Annotated in this window: 21 protein-coding genes; 9 read left to right on the forward strand and 12 right to left on the reverse strand. The window is 31.7% G+C overall.

Translation table 11 applies throughout. The features are described from left to right. Positions 1 to 18: 18 nt before the first annotated feature. Both UIB65_RS02965 and UIB65_RS02970 read right to left on the reverse strand, forming a co-directional pair. Positions 19 to 636: a KH domain-containing protein gene (locus UIB65_RS02965; protein ID WP_330039643.1), complete on the reverse strand. Its 618-nt coding sequence runs from the start codon at positions 634 to 636 to the stop codon at positions 19 to 21. Positions 637 to 803: 167 nt separating this feature from the next. Further along, positions 804 to 1955: a KamA family radical SAM protein gene (locus UIB65_RS02970; protein ID WP_330039644.1), complete on the reverse strand. Its 1152-nt coding sequence runs from the start codon at positions 1953 to 1955 to the stop codon at positions 804 to 806. 504 nt (positions 1956 to 2459) lie between these two features. Here UIB65_RS02970 and UIB65_RS02975 point away from each other — a divergent pair. Genes UIB65_RS02975 through UIB65_RS02985 form a run of 3 tightly spaced genes read left to right on the forward strand, consistent with a single transcriptional unit; the run spans position 2460 to position 3806 of the window. After that, on the forward strand, positions 2460 to 2861 hold the full coding sequence (locus UIB65_RS02975; protein WP_330039645.1) for a hypothetical protein: 402 nt from the start codon (positions 2460 to 2462) through the stop codon (positions 2859 to 2861). A gap of 30 nt (positions 2862 to 2891) precedes the next feature. Next, positions 2892 to 3167: a hypothetical protein gene (locus UIB65_RS02980; protein ID WP_330039646.1), complete on the forward strand. Its 276-nt coding sequence runs from the start codon at positions 2892 to 2894 to the stop codon at positions 3165 to 3167. Positions 3168 to 3227: 60 nt separating this feature from the next. Beyond that, a complete protein-coding gene (locus UIB65_RS02985; RefSeq protein WP_330039647.1) occupies positions 3228 to 3806 on the forward strand; it encodes an N-acetyltransferase in 579 nt (192 codons plus the stop codon). Positions 3807 to 3829: 23 nt separating this feature from the next. On the opposite strand, the gene UIB65_RS02990 is transcribed toward UIB65_RS02985, so the two are convergent. The 3 genes from UIB65_RS02990 to eif1A form a co-directional block, all read right to left on the reverse strand. Further along, the gene (locus UIB65_RS02990; protein ID WP_273476491.1) at positions 3830 to 3976 is read right to left on the reverse strand and encodes a hypothetical protein; all 147 of its coding nucleotides are present in this window, start codon (positions 3974 to 3976) and stop codon (positions 3830 to 3832) included. Positions 3977 to 4100: 124 nt separating this feature from the next. Further along, on the reverse strand, positions 4101 to 4874 hold the full coding sequence (locus tag UIB65_RS02995; protein WP_330039648.1) for a serine protein kinase RIO: 774 nt from the start codon (positions 4872 to 4874) through the stop codon (positions 4101 to 4103). Positions 4875 to 4900: 26 nt separating this feature from the next. Next, a complete protein-coding gene (eif1A, locus tag UIB65_RS03000; protein WP_292827992.1) occupies positions 4901 to 5206 on the reverse strand; it encodes a translation initiation factor eIF-1A in 306 nt (101 codons plus the stop codon). Positions 5207 to 5316: 110 nt separating this feature from the next. Between eif1A and glp the strand changes: the two genes are divergently transcribed. Genes glp through UIB65_RS03015 form a run of 3 tightly spaced genes read left to right on the forward strand, consistent with a single transcriptional unit; the run spans position 5317 to position 7284 of the window. Beyond that, positions 5317 to 6540, forward strand: coding sequence for a gephyrin-like molybdotransferase Glp (glp, locus tag UIB65_RS03005; protein ID WP_330039649.1), 1224 nt, complete (start codon positions 5317 to 5319; stop codon positions 6538 to 6540). Between the two features lie 25 nt (positions 6541 to 6565). After that, the gene (locus tag UIB65_RS03010; protein WP_296803800.1) at positions 6566 to 7027 is read left to right on the forward strand and encodes a GyrI-like domain-containing protein; all 462 of its coding nucleotides are present in this window, start codon (positions 6566 to 6568) and stop codon (positions 7025 to 7027) included. Positions 7028 to 7035: 8 nt separating this feature from the next. After that, complete coding sequence (locus UIB65_RS03015; RefSeq protein ID WP_330039650.1) at positions 7036 to 7284, forward strand: hypothetical protein; 249 nt, start codon at positions 7036 to 7038, stop codon at positions 7282 to 7284. Between the two features lie 17 nt (positions 7285 to 7301). Here UIB65_RS03015 and UIB65_RS03020 read toward each other — a convergent pair whose 3' ends face one another. The 3 genes from UIB65_RS03020 to hypD are packed head-to-tail and all read right to left on the reverse strand — an operon-like array spanning position 7302 to position 10373. Further along, the gene (locus tag UIB65_RS03020; RefSeq protein WP_330039651.1) at positions 7302 to 8612 is read right to left on the reverse strand and encodes a TldD/PmbA family protein; all 1311 of its coding nucleotides are present in this window, start codon (positions 8610 to 8612) and stop codon (positions 7302 to 7304) included. Positions 8613 to 8620: 8 nt separating this feature from the next. Beyond that, the gene (locus UIB65_RS03025) at positions 8621 to 9325 is read right to left on the reverse strand and encodes a phosphoglycolate phosphatase (RefSeq protein WP_330039652.1); all 705 of its coding nucleotides are present in this window, start codon (positions 9323 to 9325) and stop codon (positions 8621 to 8623) included. A 1-nt stretch (position 9326) separates the two neighbouring features. Beyond that, a complete protein-coding gene (gene hypD / locus UIB65_RS03030) occupies positions 9327 to 10373 on the reverse strand; it encodes a hydrogenase formation protein HypD (RefSeq protein ID WP_330039693.1) in 1047 nt (348 codons plus the stop codon). 90 nt (positions 10374 to 10463) lie between these two features. On the opposite strand from hypD, the gene UIB65_RS03035 reads away from it, so the two are divergent. Both UIB65_RS03035 and UIB65_RS03040 read left to right on the forward strand, forming a co-directional pair. Next, complete coding sequence (locus UIB65_RS03035; protein WP_330039653.1) at positions 10464 to 12125, forward strand: UDP-2,4-diacetamido-2,4,6-trideoxy-beta-L-altropyranose hydrolase; 1662 nt, start codon at positions 10464 to 10466, stop codon at positions 12123 to 12125. A 7-nt stretch (positions 12126 to 12132) separates the two neighbouring features. Continuing rightward, positions 12133 to 13188 carry an N-acetylneuraminate synthase family protein gene (locus tag UIB65_RS03040; protein ID WP_330039654.1) on the forward strand — a complete coding sequence of 352 codons (1056 nt, stop codon included), beginning with the start codon at positions 12133 to 12135 and terminating at the stop codon, positions 13186 to 13188. A gap of 53 nt (positions 13189 to 13241) precedes the next feature. On the opposite strand, the gene UIB65_RS03045 is transcribed toward UIB65_RS03040, so the two are convergent. From UIB65_RS03045 to UIB65_RS03060, 4 genes are all read right to left on the reverse strand, one after another. Continuing rightward, positions 13242 to 13421 (reverse strand): 4Fe-4S binding protein, encoded by a 180-nt coding sequence (locus UIB65_RS03045; RefSeq protein WP_330039655.1) that lies wholly within the window; start codon positions 13419 to 13421, stop codon positions 13242 to 13244. 122 nt (positions 13422 to 13543) lie between these two features. Then, positions 13544 to 15085 (reverse strand): NERD domain-containing protein, encoded by a 1542-nt coding sequence (locus UIB65_RS03050; protein ID WP_330039656.1) that lies wholly within the window; start codon positions 15083 to 15085, stop codon positions 13544 to 13546. Between the two features lie 137 nt (positions 15086 to 15222). Beyond that, on the reverse strand, positions 15223 to 16929 hold the full coding sequence (locus UIB65_RS03055; RefSeq protein WP_330039657.1) for a glycosyltransferase family 39 protein: 1707 nt from the start codon (positions 16927 to 16929) through the stop codon (positions 15223 to 15225). Between the two features lie 10 nt (positions 16930 to 16939). Next, positions 16940 to 17782, reverse strand: a complete 843-nt coding sequence (locus UIB65_RS03060) for a UbiA family prenyltransferase (RefSeq protein WP_330039658.1) — start codon at positions 17780 to 17782, stop codon at positions 16940 to 16942. Between the two features lie 140 nt (positions 17783 to 17922). Between UIB65_RS03060 and UIB65_RS03065 the strand changes: the two genes are divergently transcribed. Next, positions 17923 to 19017 carry an inositol-3-phosphate synthase gene (locus tag UIB65_RS03065; protein WP_330039659.1) on the forward strand — a complete coding sequence of 365 codons (1095 nt, stop codon included), beginning with the start codon at positions 17923 to 17925 and terminating at the stop codon, positions 19015 to 19017. Positions 19018 to 19182 lie beyond the last annotated feature (165 nt).

Here is a 19182-nt window from a genome sequence, read left to right on the forward strand (position 1 = left end):
CTTTAGGAGATTAAACTCCTAAAAATCGTTTTCATCAAATTCGATTCCATCTTTAAATTCAATTTTATCGTCTTCGATTCCAACTAGATCTTTGAATTCTTTCATTTTGAGTGTTTCTTTTTTATGTTCTAAAAATCCATAGACTGATTTGTGTCTGGAACCATTCAGAATCATTTCAATAGCTTCCTTTGCAACCATGATGTTGTCCATTTCACCAATCAATGAAACTGTTTTTCCATAAACTGCCATGTCAACTTCGGCCATTTCCATTATGATTTCACGTGTTTTTCCATCTTTTCCTATAATTCTGCCTTTATGTCTTGCAAGGGCTTTTTTGGATTTGCCGATGTATAATGGTAAGCTGATTACTTCCAGATAAATGTCGTCACTTACTAACTTGAGTGCAACTTCCGGATTAAATCCACGTGCTACTGCTTTGACGATATGGTTTGCATTCCATACTCCTAATGGGTCTTCCATATCTTCTCTAGGTGTGATATAAACTGTGCCTTCATCACTATCAATGTCGAGGATGGTTCCAGTTGCTTTTTCAATGGATTTTTTAACGTTACCATTGCTTCCAATTAATGCCCCTACTCTGTTTTGAGGTATTTTTAAATAATCTGTTTCTGGCATAATATCACCTTTATAAGTTAATAATATTTATTTGAACTATTTTATATAATGATTTCTAAAAATTAGTTGGGACTTAGAGAATCATTGGTTTTAATCATTAGATATCATATTTCAAGAAAGATATTGTACTTGCACTCTTGTCTCATCATTGTAATGAATGCATTCATCTAATCTTTTTTGACTGTTTTATTTTCCCATGTTGTGAATTTATATCCGTTTTCAACATGTTCGATATTTTCTATCGGCACCAAAGGAACCTTACCAAGGCCGCATGGTGAATTATATACGTATGTTGGTTTGCACATGCCGCTTGTTCTACCCTCTAAATGTTTCATAATTTCCAAACCTTTGGAAATGTCCACTTGGAAATGTTCAGTACCTTTGATGTCTTTTGGATGGAATAAATAGTAAGGAATTACACGATACTTTTGCAATTCTTCATTGGTTTTTTGAATACAATATTTGTCGTCGTTAATGTTATGCAGCAATACCATTTGGTTTCTCACAAGGACTCCATGGTCGACTAATTTATCAATTGCATTAACTGCTTCTGGAGTAATCTCACAGGCATGATTGAACTGTGTTGATACATGCACTTTGTATTTTCTGAGCAGACATGCCAGTTCATCATCGATTCTAAATGGGAGTGTTGCCAATGTTCTTGTACCTATCCTTAATACTTCAACATGGTCAATATTGGATAATGTATCGAATAGATATTCCAATTTCATGTTTGGCAATAATAATGCATCTCCTCCGGTGATTAATACTTCCCTGATTGTCGGATTATTTCTTATAAATTCTATTGATTCGTCAATGTCTTTTCTGGAAGTATGTTTGTCAAAGTTGCCTATTAATCTGCGGCGCTGGCAGTGCCTGCAATACATCGGGCAGGCATTAGTAACATTAATAATTAATTTGTTGGGATATCTTCTAGTGATTTTTCCTGAAGGATTGGACTGTTCCTCATTCATAGGATCTAATTGTCCGGTTTCTCCAAGCTCTTCAATATTTGGAAATGACTGTAATTTGATTGGACAATTCGGATTGTCGAAATCAATTAATGAGAAATAATATGGAGTTATTGCAAATCTGTATTTTTCACCAACTTTTTTTATATTCTCATATTCTTCCTGTGAAATGTTGGTGTATTTTGAAATTTCGTCCACATCACTAATACGATTCTTTAATTGCCATTTAGGATTATTCCAATCTTTTTCAGTTGCATTCAATTCTTCTAAAATTTTATTTTTGGTATTTTCATATAATTTTTTAGAAAATTCACTGAATCCTAGTCTGACATTTGATTTGTGTTTCATGTCATCAATAGCAATTTCATCAAGTTCGTTTGATCGAATTAATGATTTTTTTCTATTTAGGTCTATACTATCTCCCCATTTCTATATTTTTTTTATCAAACATTATATAGTTTGTTTCGCATATTAATATATCTTTTTAGGTTTTACTGCCTTTTTTGTAAAAATAAGTTTACATAATAAATATTTCTAAATTAAATATCTAAAGGTTATTGCAATTGATTGTGAATAATCTGAATTAAAATTTTGGGTTGACATATTCCCGTAAAAAAGATGTTGTACTTACAGCTCTCCGGTATAAAATTTCTGTAATAAATTTTGGACTCTATACTTAATATAATTTTCATGATAATTTTTAAAATAAGGGTTTGATTATTACTAATTTCAATATTTTAAAAGAGTTAAGGGTTAACTTTATATATTATGATTTTTTCACTGCAATTTTACGAAATGGGGTCAATTTTAAAGCTAAAACTTTAAATAAGTTAATTATTATAAAGTATTTTCATGTACTATTACAAATTTGAGTCTGTTGATTTTGAAGAGCAGTATGCTTTTGAACTAACTCACGGGAAAAAATTCACTTCAAAAGAATTGGATGAAATGGTCATAAAGGCGATTAAAACATATATTGAAGAGGATTATGATACATATCTAAATTTTCCATGTCATTTGGATATTGGTGATTTGTTTTTTGATGAAATCCTTCAGGATACTTTAGTTAAACTGTTTGGATTTAAGAAAATAGATTTTGAAAGTAGTGTGGAATATGGTGGTGAATCATTGTTCAGTGATGATTTTCGCCATAGGGATAGGAAAAATTTTAAAGAAATCTTAAAAGATGTTAAAGTACCGGAGTGTGAAAGTTGTAATGAAGTGATTTGTTTAATTGAAAACGAAAGGTTTTAAATTGAAATCAATTAATGGGGGTAATGGTTAATGGGTTTAACTCCTCAACAAGCATTATTACATTTGGAGAAATACATATATTACGAAGTTTTTTTCAACGATAAAAGATATGGTTTTTGCAGTGAATATGATAAAAAGGAATTTGAAGAAAAATATCCGAATAAATTTGTTTTTAAAGAATTTAACTTTAATTATGATGAGTTATTATTTGCTGCACGATTAGAAAAATTAATGAAACTATTGGAATCCAATCCGGAAAAAGTTGATGAAGAATTAAAAACTAAAAATATAAGTGACATGCTTTAACTAGGACAAAATTATTTATTTTATTCATGTATTTACTAATAACAAACTAAGATGATAAGTATGGATATAGAATATATTAAAGAGAATTATATTTTTGAAAAATTAAATGAAAACCATAACTTAGATGATTTTGAGTGTGAATCAAAGGATTTAACAAAATTTTTAAAAGAGGATGCATTGAATCAGCAAAATATGAATTTAAGCTTAACACATGTAGTAATTTGTGATGAAACTGTTGTTGGATATGTATCAATTCTAACAGATGCAATGAAATTAAAAATCCTTGAGGATAAAGAAACTAAAGATAAAATACGCAGCAAGCTAAACATTAGTGAAAACAATGTGATACCCGCAATCAAAATAGGAAGGTTTGCAATAGATAAAAAATATGCTCATAATGGATTAGGCAAACATGTTTTTAGAAATGTCTTGTTAAGTATTTTAGATATATCTGAAAATATTGTTGGGTTAAGATTTATAACTGTAGATGCATATGCAACTGCATTCGGTTTCTATGTTGAAAAACATAAATTCAAATATCTGAAAAAAGATCAGGAAAAAGTTGATGACATAGATAGGATTATAAAAATAAATCCTGAAAGAAGTTTCAGTCTTTACAAAGATATAAAAAGCATATAAAAAATAGAGTTTGCAAAAAAATATTATTTTGAGAATAAAACAATTCTCTGATTTCTGATTTCTTTTGCAAACTCTTTATCTTCCTGTGTAGGTGCTTCTTGCATTTCTTTTAAAACAGCAATTGCATCTTCACCTTCAAAAACAGGAGTTTTTGCGATAGGTTTTGCCATATGAAATCACCTCTTAAAAAATATTTAATTTGTATTCTTACTTTTATTATTAATCCTTTAAATAATTTTGTATATTAGTAAATTATATCTTTATTAATGGATTAAAATGTATACTGTTTTTTATCTAAAATTTGGGGTTCACATATTCCCAAACTTCATCAAAACTAGTTTTAACACCAAGTTTGGTGTATTCACGTACAAGTGTGTTGATGTCTCTTTCAAGCAGTTCTTTGGAAATTGGATTGTCCAGTACAACCGATTGTGAAACATCAATAATCACGGGCTTTTCATTCAGGTTCAAAATATTGTAGTTGGACAAATCTCCGTGAACCAGTTTTGCTTCATTGACAAATTTTTTCAGCTCAACCAGCAGCAGATTCCAGAATTCATCAGGATTTTCTGGGGGTTGATTTTTTACAGGTTGTGCTGGATTTCCCTCTTCATCACCAATAAATTCAATTAAAAGCACATTATTTGCACTTGTTATGGGTTCGGGAACATTCACTCCTGCGGAATATAATCTTGTTAAATTCTTGAATTCCTTAGTAACCCATGAGTATATTATTTTTCTTTTATTTTTGGTTTTCACGTTAAATCTTGGATCGCCTTTAAGGTAATAATCCATCTTTTTAAAATCAGAAGTAGCTATCCTATAAACTTTAACGGCTACATATTTTTCATCATCGGTTATGCCTGTAAGTACATTGGCCTCTTTGCCGGTACTTATGGCGCCGTTTAAAATATCAATGTATCCCTGATTAGCTAATTTGTATAATGTTTCCAGGGTTATCTTATCAAAAATTTCATTTCCGGTTTTTCTCTCAGAATTGTCCTTTCTTCTTTTTTCGGAATGAATCTTTGCATGTTTCTTGTCTGCTTTAGCTACTTTGGGATCCATTAAAATCAAAAAATAAGTAAGTAGGACTACATTTTCAAGTAGCCTTTTCTTTCAAGCCAGTTGGACTCGGTTTTTGTGTATCTCCAGATTACGTCTGCTTTTTCATCAGATTGGAAATCCCATGGTTTAACAAGGATGACGTCTCCTTCACGAATCCAAATACGTTTTTTCATTTTACCAGGTATTCTGGTCATTCTGATATTTCCATCAGCACAGCGGACTTTTAATTTTCCGTGGCCCATAATTTGTTCAACTACTCCAGGGATTTCTCCTTTTTTAGGAGTTCTCACCCTTCTATATTCTTGTTGTTGGTTGTTATTAGGTTTAGACAAATACTCTCCTCCAAAATAATAATACAATTTTTCTCCATAAGATTAAATTATTTATATTTATATGAATATATTATATATTAATTTATTGGATTTTACCAAATGTGATTAATATGGGAACTGAATTTTTAAAAATCAAAGAATGTGATGAAGCTATAGATATAATTCAAAATTTGTTCGATGAAAATTTAAAGGCTGAAAGCGAAGAAATTTCAGTAGGTGAAGCTTACGGCAGAATTTTATATGAAGATGTCTATTCTCGAATGGATTTCCCTCCATTTGATAAGGCTTTAAAAGATGGTTTTGCAATACTTTCAAGTGATAGTTTTGGGGCATCTGAAGAGTCTCCAAATACCTTGGAGGTCATTGATTTTTTAGAAGCTGGATCTACCACTGATAAAAAAGTTGAAAAAGGCAAATGTATTGAAATCAGTACTGGAGCGGCAATGCCTGAAGGTGCAGAGGCTGTGGTCATGGTTGAATACTGTGAAAAGATGGGTGATAAAGTTAATCTGTTCACAACTGCAACCCCTTCTCAGGACGTTGCCCGTAAGGGTTCAGACATTGAAGAAGGCAATTTGATTCTTAAAAAAGGTGATTTTTTAAACCCTGGTAAAATTGGAGTTTTGCTTTCTCAGGGTTTTGAAACAATCGAAGTTTATAAAAAACCAAGTGTTGGTATACTTTCCTCCGGAAATGAAATCACACTTCAGGGCCAAGAGCTTGAATATGGTAAAATCTATGATGTAAATGGTGGGATGATTAAAAACGATGCAGTTTCCTGTGGTGCTGATGCAAGATTTTTAGGGGTAATGAGGGATGACTATGATGAGGTCAAGGAAAAAATCATAAAATCCTTAAAAGAGGTTGATGTGCTTTTCTGCTCTGGAGGAACTTCTGCAGGACTTGGAGATGTGTTGAAGCATGTTTTGGATGAATTGGGTGAAGTTCATATTCATGGAATTTCTGTTCAACCTGGTAAACCGACTATTGTGGGAGTAATCGACGAAAAACTGGTCATTGGTCTTCCTGGAAATCCGGTTTCCGCTTTAATGATATTCAATGCTTTCGTTGCTCAGCCTTTGACAAGATTGGCAGGAATTGAAAAGGACTTTGAACTTAATACTGTTAAAGGTAAAATGACCAGAAGAATCCATTCTCCTGTTGGACGTATGCAATATCAACTTGTAAAAGTTGATGGGCAAAATATTCAACCGATTTTCAAAGATTCGGGTGCAATTTTCTCACTTTCAAGTGCAGATGGATACGTTAAAGTTCCGAAATCAGTTGAACTTTTGGATGAAGGTGAGGAAGTAGAAGTTTATTTATTTAATTAAGATTAAAATTTTATTAGGTGTTATTATGGAAAGTGAAGTTAAAGTGATTCCAGAACAAAAATTAGGAGTAATTAATTATAAGGGTCCAATTTCCGATTTGGAAATTTTAGTTTCTAAATTGATGGGTTGGGTTGATGCTGAGGAAATAGAATATGAAGGTGAACCTTTCGTTGTTTATTTTTCACCAAGACATGAAGTAAACCAGGGGGATGCGGTTTATGATGTAAGTCTTGTCATTAAGGAAGATGCCGATGAAAAGGATATGATTCGTGTTGTCGACATGATTGAAAATAAGGTATTGTCCGGAATTCACTATGGCTCTGTAGATAATATTATGGATACCTATGCGGAATTGGTTGAAATAGCTCAGGCTAATCATTATGATATTATTGGTTCTCCAAAAGAAGTTTTGGTAAAAAATTTCCACAATTGCGATGATGAAAACGATTTTGTAACTGAAATACAATTGCCTATTATAGAAATGTAGGTGGTATTGTGTCTAAAAAAAAAGAAAGCTTTGAGGAACAGGTTGAAAGACTTGCTCGCAAATCCAATTTAAACATTAGAAAATCAGAATATTCCTTTGAAAAGCAATTTAAAAAATTGGATGAAGATATTGATAAAATCGTAAAAGAAAAAATAAAAGATTTTGATAATAATAAGCAATTGACAGAAGAGTATTTGACTATTGACTATACTGAATCAACCATCAATAGGTATAGAGAAAAATTAAAAAAGATTTAATTTTTTTTCTCTTTTTTTTAATTTTGGCCGACTACCCTTAAGTCGTGCACTAACAATTTTGGAATAATGAATGATCCATACTGTTTGATTTCTGAATTTAATCCTTCTACTTTTTTCATGATTTCAAAGATGTTTCCAGAAATCATTGCCTTATTAATAGGGTCGGTAAGTTCTCCATTTTCTATTTTAAATGTATTGTTTGCTTCCACTGAAAAGTCACCTGAAATAGGATTTGCAGTGTGAGCTCCAAGCACGCTTGTTGTCAGGACTCCTTTTTTGATTTCGGATAAGTCTTTCATTTCACTGAACTTGAATTCAAGATTTGATGGGGAAATCTGTGGAGTTGTCAAATAGCTTCCTCGGTATCCATTGGATGTTGTTTCAACGCCTTCCTTATTTGCGGTGTAAATGTCGTAGATAAATGAGTTTAATTTACCGTCTTTTATTAATTCGGTGGCTTTTGAGACACTTCCTTCGCCGTCACATTTTGTGGTGTACATTCCATTTTCTAAAAGAGGATTGTCGATGATGCTTAATGTAGGATTGGATATTTCACTTCCGATTTTGTCTTTTAAAATTGACCTGCCTCTCATTACATTTTCACCATCAAATGCATTGATGAATGTTTGAAGAAGTCCGGTAGCAGCATAATAATCTAAAACAACACTATAATTGTCTGTTTCAATAGGTTTTGTATTCAATGAACTTTTAGCCAAGTCACACACTTCATTGGCCAATTTTTCACCATCCAAGTCATAAAATCTTGATGATTGGGAATTGTATGCAGTTGCAATTTCACCATCCTTTTGAATGGTTACAGATAATCCAAGACTGAATCCTGTTCCTTTGTTTTCTATTGAAACGCCGTTTGAGTTCAATATTAATGACCTTCCTGCACTTGCAGAAAATCCTGATCCTGTGACCTCACAACCGCTGTCGCTGGTTTGTGAAATGACACTTTTCAATAATTCCACGGATTCGTCCAAGTCAAGGGCATCGAATTTTTTATCATAGACTTTTTTTACCTCATTTACTTTTTCCACCTCTGCAAATGAGTAGTTCTCATCGATTTTGTTCAGTTTTGTATTTTCGATTGATTGTCTTGCAGTTTCGGAAATTTTATCCAGGTTTGAAGTAAATGCAAAACCGATCTTGTTGTCTTTAATAACTCTAATTCCAATTCCGGTTTCAATTTCTTCCTTTGCAAAATTTAATTTGTTTTGTTCGGAATCAAGTTCAATCAGTTTGGTTTCATCAATGTAAATTTCAAAAGCATCACATTTGTTTTCAACTTCTTTTTTTGCTTTTTCAGCTATTTCATAAATCATATTATCACTTATAATGCAAATTTCTTAATAGCTTCAGCAACACCGTCGCCGAATTTATTCTCACAGGTGTATGTGCTTATTTCTTTTAATTTATCTTCAGCATTTCCAACAGCTATCTTATAACCTGCTTCTTTTAAAAAATCTTCATCGTTTTCGCTATCTCCGATGGCCATGACATTTTCCATATTAATTCCATTTCTTTCACATAAATATCTGAGTGATGTTCCTTTATTCACTCTTTTGTCGGTTATGTGTAGCGCAAAACCGCTGTCATAAATTTCTAACTGGTCAAGGTATTTGAAATTTGTTAAAGCCTCTTCAAGTTCGTCACGGTTGAGGGTTTTGTAGAATACGGTTTCTGTTAGGCGGTACATGTTATCGTGAGATGCATGTTTGTCGAATTTTTCGCCCAATTTTTCTTTCAGGTGATTTTCCGCTGAAGTCACGAAGTCTCTTTCAACCATGGTTTCAACAGCATTGTTGTTTTCACCTTCTTTAAAAACGACTCCTCCATTTTCAGCAACCAGTCCTCCACTGCATCCTATCAATACTTCTGCGGCATATGCATAGTTTACAACATTGCCTGTAACAATGATTGTTGGAATTCCTTGGGATTCTGCTTTTCTTAATGCTTTGATTGCGGAAATGCAAATCTGTCTTTTTTCATCTGTAATTGTTCCGTCAATGTCTACTGCAATAGCTTCTATTGTCATTTTATCCTCTTGAATATCTGTGTGCGATGTTGCATGTGCCTTCTTTACTTACCATACATGCTCCGATTGGGTGTAATGGATTGCAGGCTTTTCTGAATAGTTTGCAGTCTTCAGGTCTTGCAAGTCCTCTTAATATTGGGCCACAGATGCAGCCTTTTGGAGCTTCATTGACATCTTTAACTTCAATGTCATATTTTTCACGTGCATTGTATTCACTGAATTCGTCTTTAATTTCTAAAATGGAATTTGGTATTTTTGGAAATCCTCTCCATTCTCTTGAATCAACATAGAATACCTGGTCTATCATGTCCTGAGCAATTGTGTTTCCTTCTTCTCTGACTGCTCTTTTATATTCATTTTCTATTTTCGGTGTTTCGTTATGAATTTGTCTTAGAATCATGTAAACGGACATCAATATGTCTAATGGGTTGAATCCTGCTACGGCCTGTGGAATTCCAAAGTCTGTTGAGAAGTATTCGAATGGTTTTGTTCCAATAATTGTACATACATGTCCTGGCTGGATTAAAGCGTTTAAGCTGGTTTCTCCGGAATTGATTAAAAAGTCAATTGCCGGTGGAATCAATCTGTGGCATGAAAGTACTGAGAAGTTTTCAGGAGGTTTTGATAATAGTTCGGCAGCTGTGGTTGGGGCTGTTGTTTCAAAACCTGCAGATATGAATGCAACGTCATTGTCTTCCTTTTCAGCTATTTCAATGGCTCTGTTAATTCCATATACTACTCTTACATCTCCTCCTTCAGCCTTGGCATCGGCAAGAGATCTTTCAGAACCAGGAACTCTTAACATGTCTCCAAAAGTTGTTATTGTAACTCCTTTGTCAATAAGCTCTAAAGCCTCATCAATTTCACGGGATGGAACTACACATACTGGACATCCTGGTCCTGCAATTATTTCAACTTCATCTGGAAGCAAACTTCTAATTCCATTTTCCATTATGGTATGCTCATGAGAACCACATACATGCATTATTTTTACAGGTGTGGATAATTCGTTAATTCTTTTCAATAGCTCTTGTGACATATTTTTCATATTCATTTTAACACCGAAGATTTAATATTACATTATAGATATATCTATTTGTATTAATTAAATTTTATTGTAAATTTTTTAGGGATTTTTATGTTTAATAATAATAAAATTTTAGTAGTGATTCCTGCTAGTGGCAGTTCTAAAATTATTCCTCGTAAGAATATTCGTTTACTTGGGACTGTTCCATTGATTGCTTATGCTATTGGAATTTCTAAATCCTCACAATATGTGGATGATGTTATTGTCACTACTGATGATTCTGAAACTGCATTACTTTCAGAAAAGTTTGGAGCCAGTGTTATCAGGTACTCTAACGATTCGCAAGATGAGGTTTCAGTCGATGAAATGATTTATAATGCAATGATTCAAAAAGAGAAATTAACTTTGGATGAGTATGATATAGTAATTACTCTCCAGCCTACTGCTCCATTGCTTAAAGTGTCAACATTAAATAGAACTATTGAAAAATTTGAGGACTTTTCAGTGGATAGTGTAATTACAGTTGTGGATGATAGGCATTTGAATTGGGGATATGATGAAGAGCATCAAAGATATTTCCCATTATATATTAAAAGAGTTGCTCCGGAATTATTGCCTAAATCCTTTAGGGAAACAGGAGCGTTATTAGCTACTCGCAGATCATTTGTACGTCCTGATTCTAGATTGGGAACAAATATTGACGTAATTGAATTGTCTAAAGGGGAAAGTATAAACATTGTCAATAGGGAAGACTGGTTAATTGCTGAAAATTATCTTCAAAAAAGAAAAATGGCTTTTGTGGTGAGTGCTTATGATGAAATTGGTTCAAGCCATATGGATAGATGTTTGTCTCTTGCTTCAAAGTTAGTTTTTCATGATGTTCTGTTTTTCATTGATGAATCCCATGAATTGGGAATAAATATTTTAAATAATTTCAATTATCCTTATGTGATTTATGATGGGGAAGATGAGTTATTTATAAAATTAAATCAATTTAATCCGCACATCGTTATCAATGATATTTTGGACACCTCCACAGAGTATATTCTTAATCTCAAAAAGGAAGGGTATTTTGTTGTCAACTTTGAGGATTTGGGTGTTGGCAGTGAATTTGCAGATGTTGTTTTTGATTCATTATATGAACAGGATTCCTCTAAAAGTAACATATTCTCAGGTTATAAATATTACATTTTAAAAGAAGAGTTTTACTTCCAACCTCAAAAAATCATTACTAATGAAGTAAACAATGTTTTGATTTATTTTAATAGAAATGATTCACATAATTTAACTGAAAAGGTATTGAACTCTATTTTGGCCACTAATTATGATGGCAGGATAAATATTATTTTGGGATTGCATTATCCTGATAAGGAAGGGTTCATAGCTAAAATACAAACAAATCCTTCAATACAGGTTTATACAAATGTATCTAACATTAGTGAATTCATGTTTAATTCGGACATTATTTTCACGTCTGCGGGGAAAGCCATGTATGAAATTTGCTCATTAGGCATTCCGACAATTTGCTTAAGTCAGGATGAAAGGGAATTGACCCATATATTCTGCAGCGATAAGACTGGTTTTATAAATATGGGTTTGGGTGAAAGCCTTGAACACGAGGAAATTGCTAATCAGTTTGTTGATTTGGTAAATGATTATGGTCGTAGGCTTGAAATGCATAAAAGAATGTTGTCTGTCGATTTGAAAAACGGTCCTGATAATATTTGGGCAGTTATTAAAGAAGAGTATAGAAAATTTAAATTAAGAAGATAGGTGGCTTATGAAAATTTTTAGTAAAACTCCATTTTTAATTGCAGATATTGGATTTAATTTTTTTGATATTGCAGAAAAGGAAGGAATTTCTGATATTGATGCGGCAAAGCTCATGATTGATGAAGCTAAATCTTGTGGTGTTGATGCCGTAATGTTTCAATCCTATAAATCAGAAAATGTTGTCTCCAGCAGTTTTCCTAATTATTGGGATTCGTCTCAAGACCCAATTGATTCTCAATTTGAGTTATTTAAGAAATTTGATAGGTTCGGTGCGGATGAATTTCGTCAATTATCGGATTATTGTAATGATGGGGGAATCATGTTTTTGTCAACACCTTATGATTTTGAGGCTGTTGATTATTTGGATGAATTTATGAGTGTTTTTAAGATATCTTCTTCAGATTTGACAAACATTCCTTTTATTAAATATGTTGCAGGTAAAAATAAGCCAATTCTACTGTCCACTGGGGCTTCAACTATAAAAGAAATTAAAGATGCCGTTAAAGCTATTGAAGAGGTTTCGACAGTAGATATTGCTATTATGCATTGTGTTTTGTCTCATCCAACTGCTTTTGAAGATGCAAATCTTTCAATGATTAATGATTTGTCAAGTAATTTTCCAGATTATGAAGTAGGATATTCCGACCATACTAAATCCGATGAAAATATGATGGTTTTAACCACTGCATATAATTATGGTGCCACTATAATAGAAAAGCATTTTACATTGGATAAATCATTGCCTGGAAATGATCACTTTTATGCTATGGATTCAAAAGATGTTGGTAAATTCAAATCAAATATTGATTTTTTATCTAAAATTAGCGGTTACAAACATAAACAGCTGTTAATTTGTGAGTCATCTACACGAAAAGAGACAAGAAGATCAATTGTAGCTAAAAATGATATTGGAAAGGGAAGTGTGATTTCACAATCGGATATTGCATTTAAAAGACCGGGCACTGGAATTTCTCCTGCAGATGTTGATGATGTTATAGGCAAGGTTGCAAATGTAGATATCTCAAAAGACACACTAATTGCCTATGAAATGCTAAATAGTTAAGGTGTGGTGTTTTTTTTTTAAAAAATTAAAAAATGTAGTTTAAAATTATTAGTCTATTCTATGGTTATGCATTCGTTAGGACAAAGGTCAACGCATGTTTCACAGTAACTACATTCATCCGGGTCGTTGATAGTTATTTTACCATCTTTAAGAATTAAAACTTCCATAGGACAAGTATCACTACAATCCCCACAATTATCACATTTTTCCATATCTATTGTAATATCTGCCATTTTTTTATCTCCAAAATTTTTATATACATTTTTATTAAGTTTTTAATATTTAAATGTAATATTATATTGGATTAAAATTAGGCATTGTTTTAAAATAGTTAATGAAAAATAAAAAAAAGAAATTAAATTTCTGAAGAACAATCTGCAGAATATTTGTTGATTAAAACAGCACATTTGTCGATTGTTTCAGAATCTAATTTTATTGTACCAGTTTCGATTTTGTTTAATAATTCTTCAATAAATAAATCTTCATCGGTTAAAGGCATATTGATTACAACAACTTCGTTGTTTATAAATCCAACTAATGGTTCTACAAAACAGTTTTTAATGTTGTTGTCATTGAGGAAATTAATTAAATCTTCACCCAAACTCAACGCTTTTTGTTTGATTTTATTGTCCTGAGAAAATTTAGCTTGTTTGGTTGTGTATCTGAATTTACTTAAATTCTCAGATGTTGTGAATTCTTCAATTTTATCCTCTTCTAATTCACTGGATCCGATTAGATTTAAGTTTTCATTTTCAGACTCTAACCTGAGTTTTGGATTGTATTTCTGTGAAAGAAGAGCATAAATTCCAGTTGGACCTATAACTAAATGATTAATACCTGCTGAAGAAGTTGGGGTTTTAACATTATAGAAAACATAGTAGTCATCAGACAAAGTTAATAAATGTTCTCTAATGATTCTAGTTCTTTCTTCATGTTCTTGAACATCTTTAGTTTTATAAAATCCATATATTAAGATAATCACACCAATAAACAAAGTAAAGATACCAATTCCACTATTTATAGTTACTATTTCAATTATGCTTAAAATAAATATAACTGCACCGATAGCTATGAATGTTGAATTGCCTTCCATTGAAGGAAGACTAAATTCAGGACCTCCATTTTCAATAAATGAAATGTTGGCTTCTTCAACACTTTCACCTGGTTCTTTTATACTAATTCTATCTATAAAACTTCCAATAGAGTCGTTAGATTTGCTTTTTTCAATTTTTGGATAAGTTTCATCAATTCCTTTCATGAATTCATCTTTAAGGAACTTTTTCATAATGCCATAATCGTTAGTTTTCGGTACGGCAAATTCTTTTCCAAATTTTGTCATGACTGCTTGGGGTATGGTAGTTCTTGCAGTTCTTGTGGCAAGTTCTTCTTCCTCTTGTTGTTCCTGCAGTTTTTTCTCGTCGTCAGCTATCTCTAACATATGTTCTTCTGAGAAGAAGTTTTCTAGTTTATTAGTAATTGATTTTAAGGATCTGTTATCTTCTGCATTTGTTTCTTCTTGCTCTGGTTCTTTAGGAGTATTTTGAGCTCTAAATTTAGCAGCCTCTTTTTTCCTTTCTTTTAAATAATTGTCCAATTCTTTGTTCATATCTTCATCAAGATATCTTAAAGAACCTCCACAACTATCACATTCATAGTCAAGTATACTATCGCTACTTTTAATCTTATATTTTAATCCACAATCTTCACATTGCACAATATAAGAATTATCATACCTAAATGAATCTATAAAAGATGAATGAGATTTTTCACTGCCATCAGAATAATCTTCTAAATATTCTAATTCTCCAGCGCATGAAGAACACTCGAATGTTTTTAAATCATCATTATCATCGAGTTGGTATTTTGCACCACAGTTCTTACAGCATACAACTTTCATATTATCCTCTTTATAATTACTTGTTATGATATTATTTTTTTATTTTTTTTATTATATATGTTTCTAAAGTAACGTCATTTTTAATGTATTTTTAATAATTTTTATTTGTGAGTATTTTTGGATTAATTTGATTGATGTTACTTATTTTTATATGCATATAAGTTTACTTCCCCATTTTGATAAATTTTTTCATATGGTTCGTTTATAGTCTTATTGTCCTTAGCTATGAAATAATCTACATGGTTTTTAACCATCTCATCTGTGAAGTTCGATTCATTCGATACTTTTTCATAAGGGAGAATATTCATCTTCAATATGAATGACATATCTCCTCCACGATCGGCCCAGATTGTTTTATTCTGATATTGGGGGTCATGATTGACTAACCATTCTCCAACTGCCTTTTCTTCTGATGCGGCGGTTTCAAAATTAGGTGGCATCTGATTGTCAAAAGTACGAGGGCTATTTTTCATTGCATAAATTCCACTGCATAACAGTATTATACAAATTAAAGCGATTGGGACTATTATTTTTATCTTGTCCATATACTGTATGTTTTTTAATTTATCAAAAATCATCTCAATTGATAATACGATAAAGTATGCGACAGCAGGTAGCATCGGTATGAAATACCTGTCCACTTTTATTTGGTGATATGTGAAGAATGCAAAATTAATCACGAACCAGCATATCATTATGAAGTCAAATGAGAAATACTCTATGTCTGTTTTATATAATGCCCTGTAAAGTACTAAAAGTGATATTGAAACGATTATGATTGATAAGATTATTGATATTTTGATGAAAGTAAATAAAAATATTGCAAACCCAATAATGAAGATTATCAATTTTAATTTTTCATTTTTCATTATTTTCCTATTTTCTGAACTGAATAATTTTTTAAGGTATAATACTAATCCTATTATCAGGATTGTCATTAAAATGTAGGCCATTTTAGAGGGATGTCCTCCTATCCAGCGCATTTCGTTTATAATGTATGCTCCCGGTTTTAAAGAATATGGGATGAAACTTTGGGTACTAAGATAAATTAAAAAGTTGTTTTTGTAATAGAAAATATTGTTGTAAGTTGTATTGATTACTGCCTGTGTCGATTGTGAAATCCCTTGGCCTTGACTTATGAAAAACAGGTTTATGTTTAGATATTGGAAAATTCCAATGAATGCTGCAAAAACTGCTGTTCCCAGACCAATTCCAATAAGTATATCTTTGATGTTATTTTTGATGTAGGATACTGGATTTTCCATAAGGAAAAACTGAATTAAAAGAACAGGCACCATTAAGAATACTGTATATCTTGTGAAACATCCAAAAATAACCAACGGAAAAGCAATGTAAAAATATTTTGTACTTTTTCTGAAAGCTAACATCATAAAGTAAACGGACCATATTGAGAAACATAAGCCTGGAATGTCCAGCATTCCTTTTGTAACCCATACAATAATTAATGGAAATGTTGATAAAAGCATTGATCCGGTAAAGCTTAAAACTTCATCAAATCTCAGCCTTAATAAAAAATACATTCCTAAAGCTGAAAATATGTAGAATGCACTGCTCACGATTATTATTGTCCCATCCGAGACGAATCCCATTCTAAAAAATATTGAGGTTATCATTGGGATTAATGGAGACAATCCTCTAGTGTCTGTTAATCCGACATCATAGCCTGCATAAAAGAGAGCATTGTTTAAATAGAAAAATACGTCTCTAACATAGTAGACTCCAACTTTCAAATCAATGTTCAATAGCAACAATGTAATTGCAATTATAATCGCTGATATTGCAGATATTGCAAGTATGTCTTTTTTATGTTCATGAAAATTCATTGAATTGCCTCTAAAATGATCCAAATATGAATGATACGAATGCAATCAGCATTCCAACTTTTAAATATTTTGAAACTTTGCCTGCAGTCTTTTTATCCTGATTTTTGAGGATTAAAATACCTGAATATAAGAATAATAAAACTGCAATTGCTATTATGATTAGGTAGTAGAATCCGAATATATTGTTATAATATAATACAGGACATAATGCACAGTCTATTATTATCAAAATAAAAGCCAATATTGCAGTTATTTTTTTGCCATATAATATTGGGAGTGTTTTTGCACCTTCTAACTTGTCTCCTTCGATATCTTCTATGTCTTTTACAAGTTCACGGGCAGTTGTCATGACAAATGCAAAAAATCCTAAATATGTTGAGGTAATTAGTATGCTTGGGTTATTTAGTGTAAATCCTCCGAATACAAATCCAAAACCGGTCATAAATCCTACTGCAAGATTTCCGATTAGAGGTGTTGATTTTAATTTATATGCATATAAATACAGGACTATGTCTGCTAACAAAACTATGAGGAATGGAATCCAGTTGTTTGTCATGTAGCTTATCAGAAAACCGAATAATGTTCCAAGTCCGAATAATAAATATCCATAATTTCTTCCGTTTTTTAGGGAAATTCTTCCAGAAGGAATTGGTCTTTCAGGTTTGTTGACCAAATCAATCTGATAATCAAAATAATCATTAATAACATTTCCAGCAGCAGTTTCAAAAAATACTGTAAGCATTGCAAATATTATTGGGATGTTGAAGCTTTTGTCGATAATTGCTATTAAAATTATGACAATTGCACTCATAATTGCATTTCCCGGTCTTAAAATTTCGATATATGGATTCATTTTTATCTCCTATAAATTTCAAATTTTTATTGTATTGCACAAAATAAAGCATACTTTTATATAATTATAGTATATACATTATATTAGTGTTTTATTTAATAAAATTATTACTTAATTAAATTTATTAGCTGGTGTTATTTTTGGATAAAATTAAAATAGCTATTGTAGGAATGGGAAACTGTGCCAGTTCTCTTATTCAAGGAATTCATTATTATGATGGTAAAAAACCAGAAGATGCGATAGGACTTATGCATTGGGACATTGGAGGATACGAACCTAGTGATATTGAAGTTGTTGCAGCTTTTGATGTTGATGCAAGGAAAGTTGGAAAAACAATTGATGAAGCAATTTTTGCAAAACCTAATTGTACAACTGTTTTCCAAGAAGATATTCCTAAATATGACGTAAAAGTTAGTATGGGTCATGTTTTAGATGGTGTTGCAGAACACATGTCTAATTATGACGATGAATACACTTTTGTTGTAAGTGATGAAGAACCTGTTGATATTGTAAGCGTTTTGAAAGAAAGCGGTGCTGAAATATTGGTAAATTATTTGCCGGTAGGTTCTGAACAGGCAGCAAGATACTATGCACAATGCGCACTTGATGCAGGAATTGCTTATGTTAACTGTATGCCTGTATTTATTGTTAGTGATGATGATTGGGATGCGAAATTTAGAGAAAAAGGAATTCCTATAGTTGGAGATGATATTAAAGCTCAAATTGGTGCTACTATTACTCACAGAACACTAGCTAGTTTATTTATGGATAGGGGTGTAAAATTAGACAAGACCTATCAAATCAATACTGGTGGTAACACTGATTTCTTAAATATGCTTAATAGGGAAAGATTAGATTCTAAAAAAGAATCCAAAACCGAAGCTGTCCAATCTGTTTTAACTCAAAGAATGGATGACCGTGATATCCACATTGGACCTAGTGATTATGTCCCATGGCAAAATGATAACAAATTATGTTTCCTCAGAATGGAAGGTCGTACATTTGGTGATGTTCCTATGAATATTGAACTCAGATTAAGTGTAGAAGATTCTCCAAACTCTGCAGGTTGTGTAATTGATGCTGTAAGGTGTTGTAAAATTGGTTTAGAAAGAGGTATTGGTGGACAATTAACTTCTATTTCTTCATACACTATGAAACACCCTCCGATTCAATACACAGATGACGAAGCATATGAAAATGTTGAAAAATTCATTTCTGGCGAATTGGAAAGGTAATTTTTCACACTATTTTTTTCTTTTTATATTTCTTATTTTTAATTATTTTTTTAACTCATTTTTTTTAGATATATTCAATTTTCAATGTTTATAATTTATATAATAATAAAAACATATATTATAGTTGGATAATTTAAGATTATTTTATGAATAAAAATTAAAAGA

It is taken from the genome of Methanobrevibacter sp., assembly GCF_036307625.1.
Lineage (GTDB): Archaea > Methanobacteriota > Methanobacteria > Methanobacteriales > Methanobacteriaceae > Methanocatella.

Excerpts from the sequence above, each read along its gene's own strand:
- UIB65_RS02965 (WP_330039643.1), bottom strand. The coding sequence starts at position 636 with ATGCCAGAAACAGATTATTTAAAAATACCTCAAAACAGAGTAGGGGCA.
- UIB65_RS02970 (WP_330039644.1), bottom strand. The coding sequence starts at position 1,955 with ATGAAACACAAATCAAATGTCAGACTAGGATTCAGTGAATTTTCTAAA.
- UIB65_RS02975 (WP_330039645.1), top strand. The coding sequence starts at position 2,460 with ATGTACTATTACAAATTTGAGTCTGTTGATTTTGAAGAGCAGTATGCT.
- UIB65_RS02980 (WP_330039646.1), top strand. The coding sequence starts at position 2,892 with ATGGGTTTAACTCCTCAACAAGCATTATTACATTTGGAGAAATACATA.
- UIB65_RS02985 (WP_330039647.1), top strand. The coding sequence starts at position 3,228 with ATGGATATAGAATATATTAAAGAGAATTATATTTTTGAAAAATTAAAT.
- UIB65_RS02990 (WP_273476491.1), bottom strand. The coding sequence starts at position 3,976 with ATGGCAAAACCTATCGCAAAAACTCCTGTTTTTGAAGGTGAAGATGCA.
- UIB65_RS02995 (WP_330039648.1), bottom strand. The coding sequence starts at position 4,874 with ATGGATCCCAAAGTAGCTAAAGCAGACAAGAAACATGCAAAGATTCAT.
- glp (WP_330039649.1), top strand. The coding sequence starts at position 5,317 with ATGGGAACTGAATTTTTAAAAATCAAAGAATGTGATGAAGCTATAGAT.
- UIB65_RS03010 (WP_296803800.1), top strand. The coding sequence starts at position 6,566 with ATGGAAAGTGAAGTTAAAGTGATTCCAGAACAAAAATTAGGAGTAATT.
- UIB65_RS03020 (WP_330039651.1), bottom strand. The coding sequence starts at position 8,612 with ATGATTTATGAAATAGCTGAAAAAGCAAAAAAAGAAGTTGAAAACAAA.
- UIB65_RS03025 (WP_330039652.1), bottom strand. The coding sequence starts at position 9,325 with ATGACAATAGAAGCTATTGCAGTAGACATTGACGGAACAATTACAGAT.
- hypD (WP_330039693.1), bottom strand. The coding sequence starts at position 10,373 with ATGAAAAATATGTCACAAGAGCTATTGAAAAGAATTAACGAATTATCC.
- UIB65_RS03035 (WP_330039653.1), top strand. The coding sequence starts at position 10,464 with ATGTTTAATAATAATAAAATTTTAGTAGTGATTCCTGCTAGTGGCAGT.
- UIB65_RS03040 (WP_330039654.1), top strand. The coding sequence starts at position 12,133 with ATGAAAATTTTTAGTAAAACTCCATTTTTAATTGCAGATATTGGATTT.
- UIB65_RS03045 (WP_330039655.1), bottom strand. The coding sequence starts at position 13,421 with ATGGCAGATATTACAATAGATATGGAAAAATGTGATAATTGTGGGGAT.
- UIB65_RS03050 (WP_330039656.1), bottom strand. The coding sequence starts at position 15,085 with ATGAAAGTTGTATGCTGTAAGAACTGTGGTGCAAAATACCAACTCGAT.
- UIB65_RS03055 (WP_330039657.1), bottom strand. The coding sequence starts at position 16,929 with ATGAATTTTCATGAACATAAAAAAGACATACTTGCAATATCTGCAATA.
- UIB65_RS03060 (WP_330039658.1), bottom strand. The coding sequence starts at position 17,782 with ATGAATCCATATATCGAAATTTTAAGACCGGGAAATGCAATTATGAGT.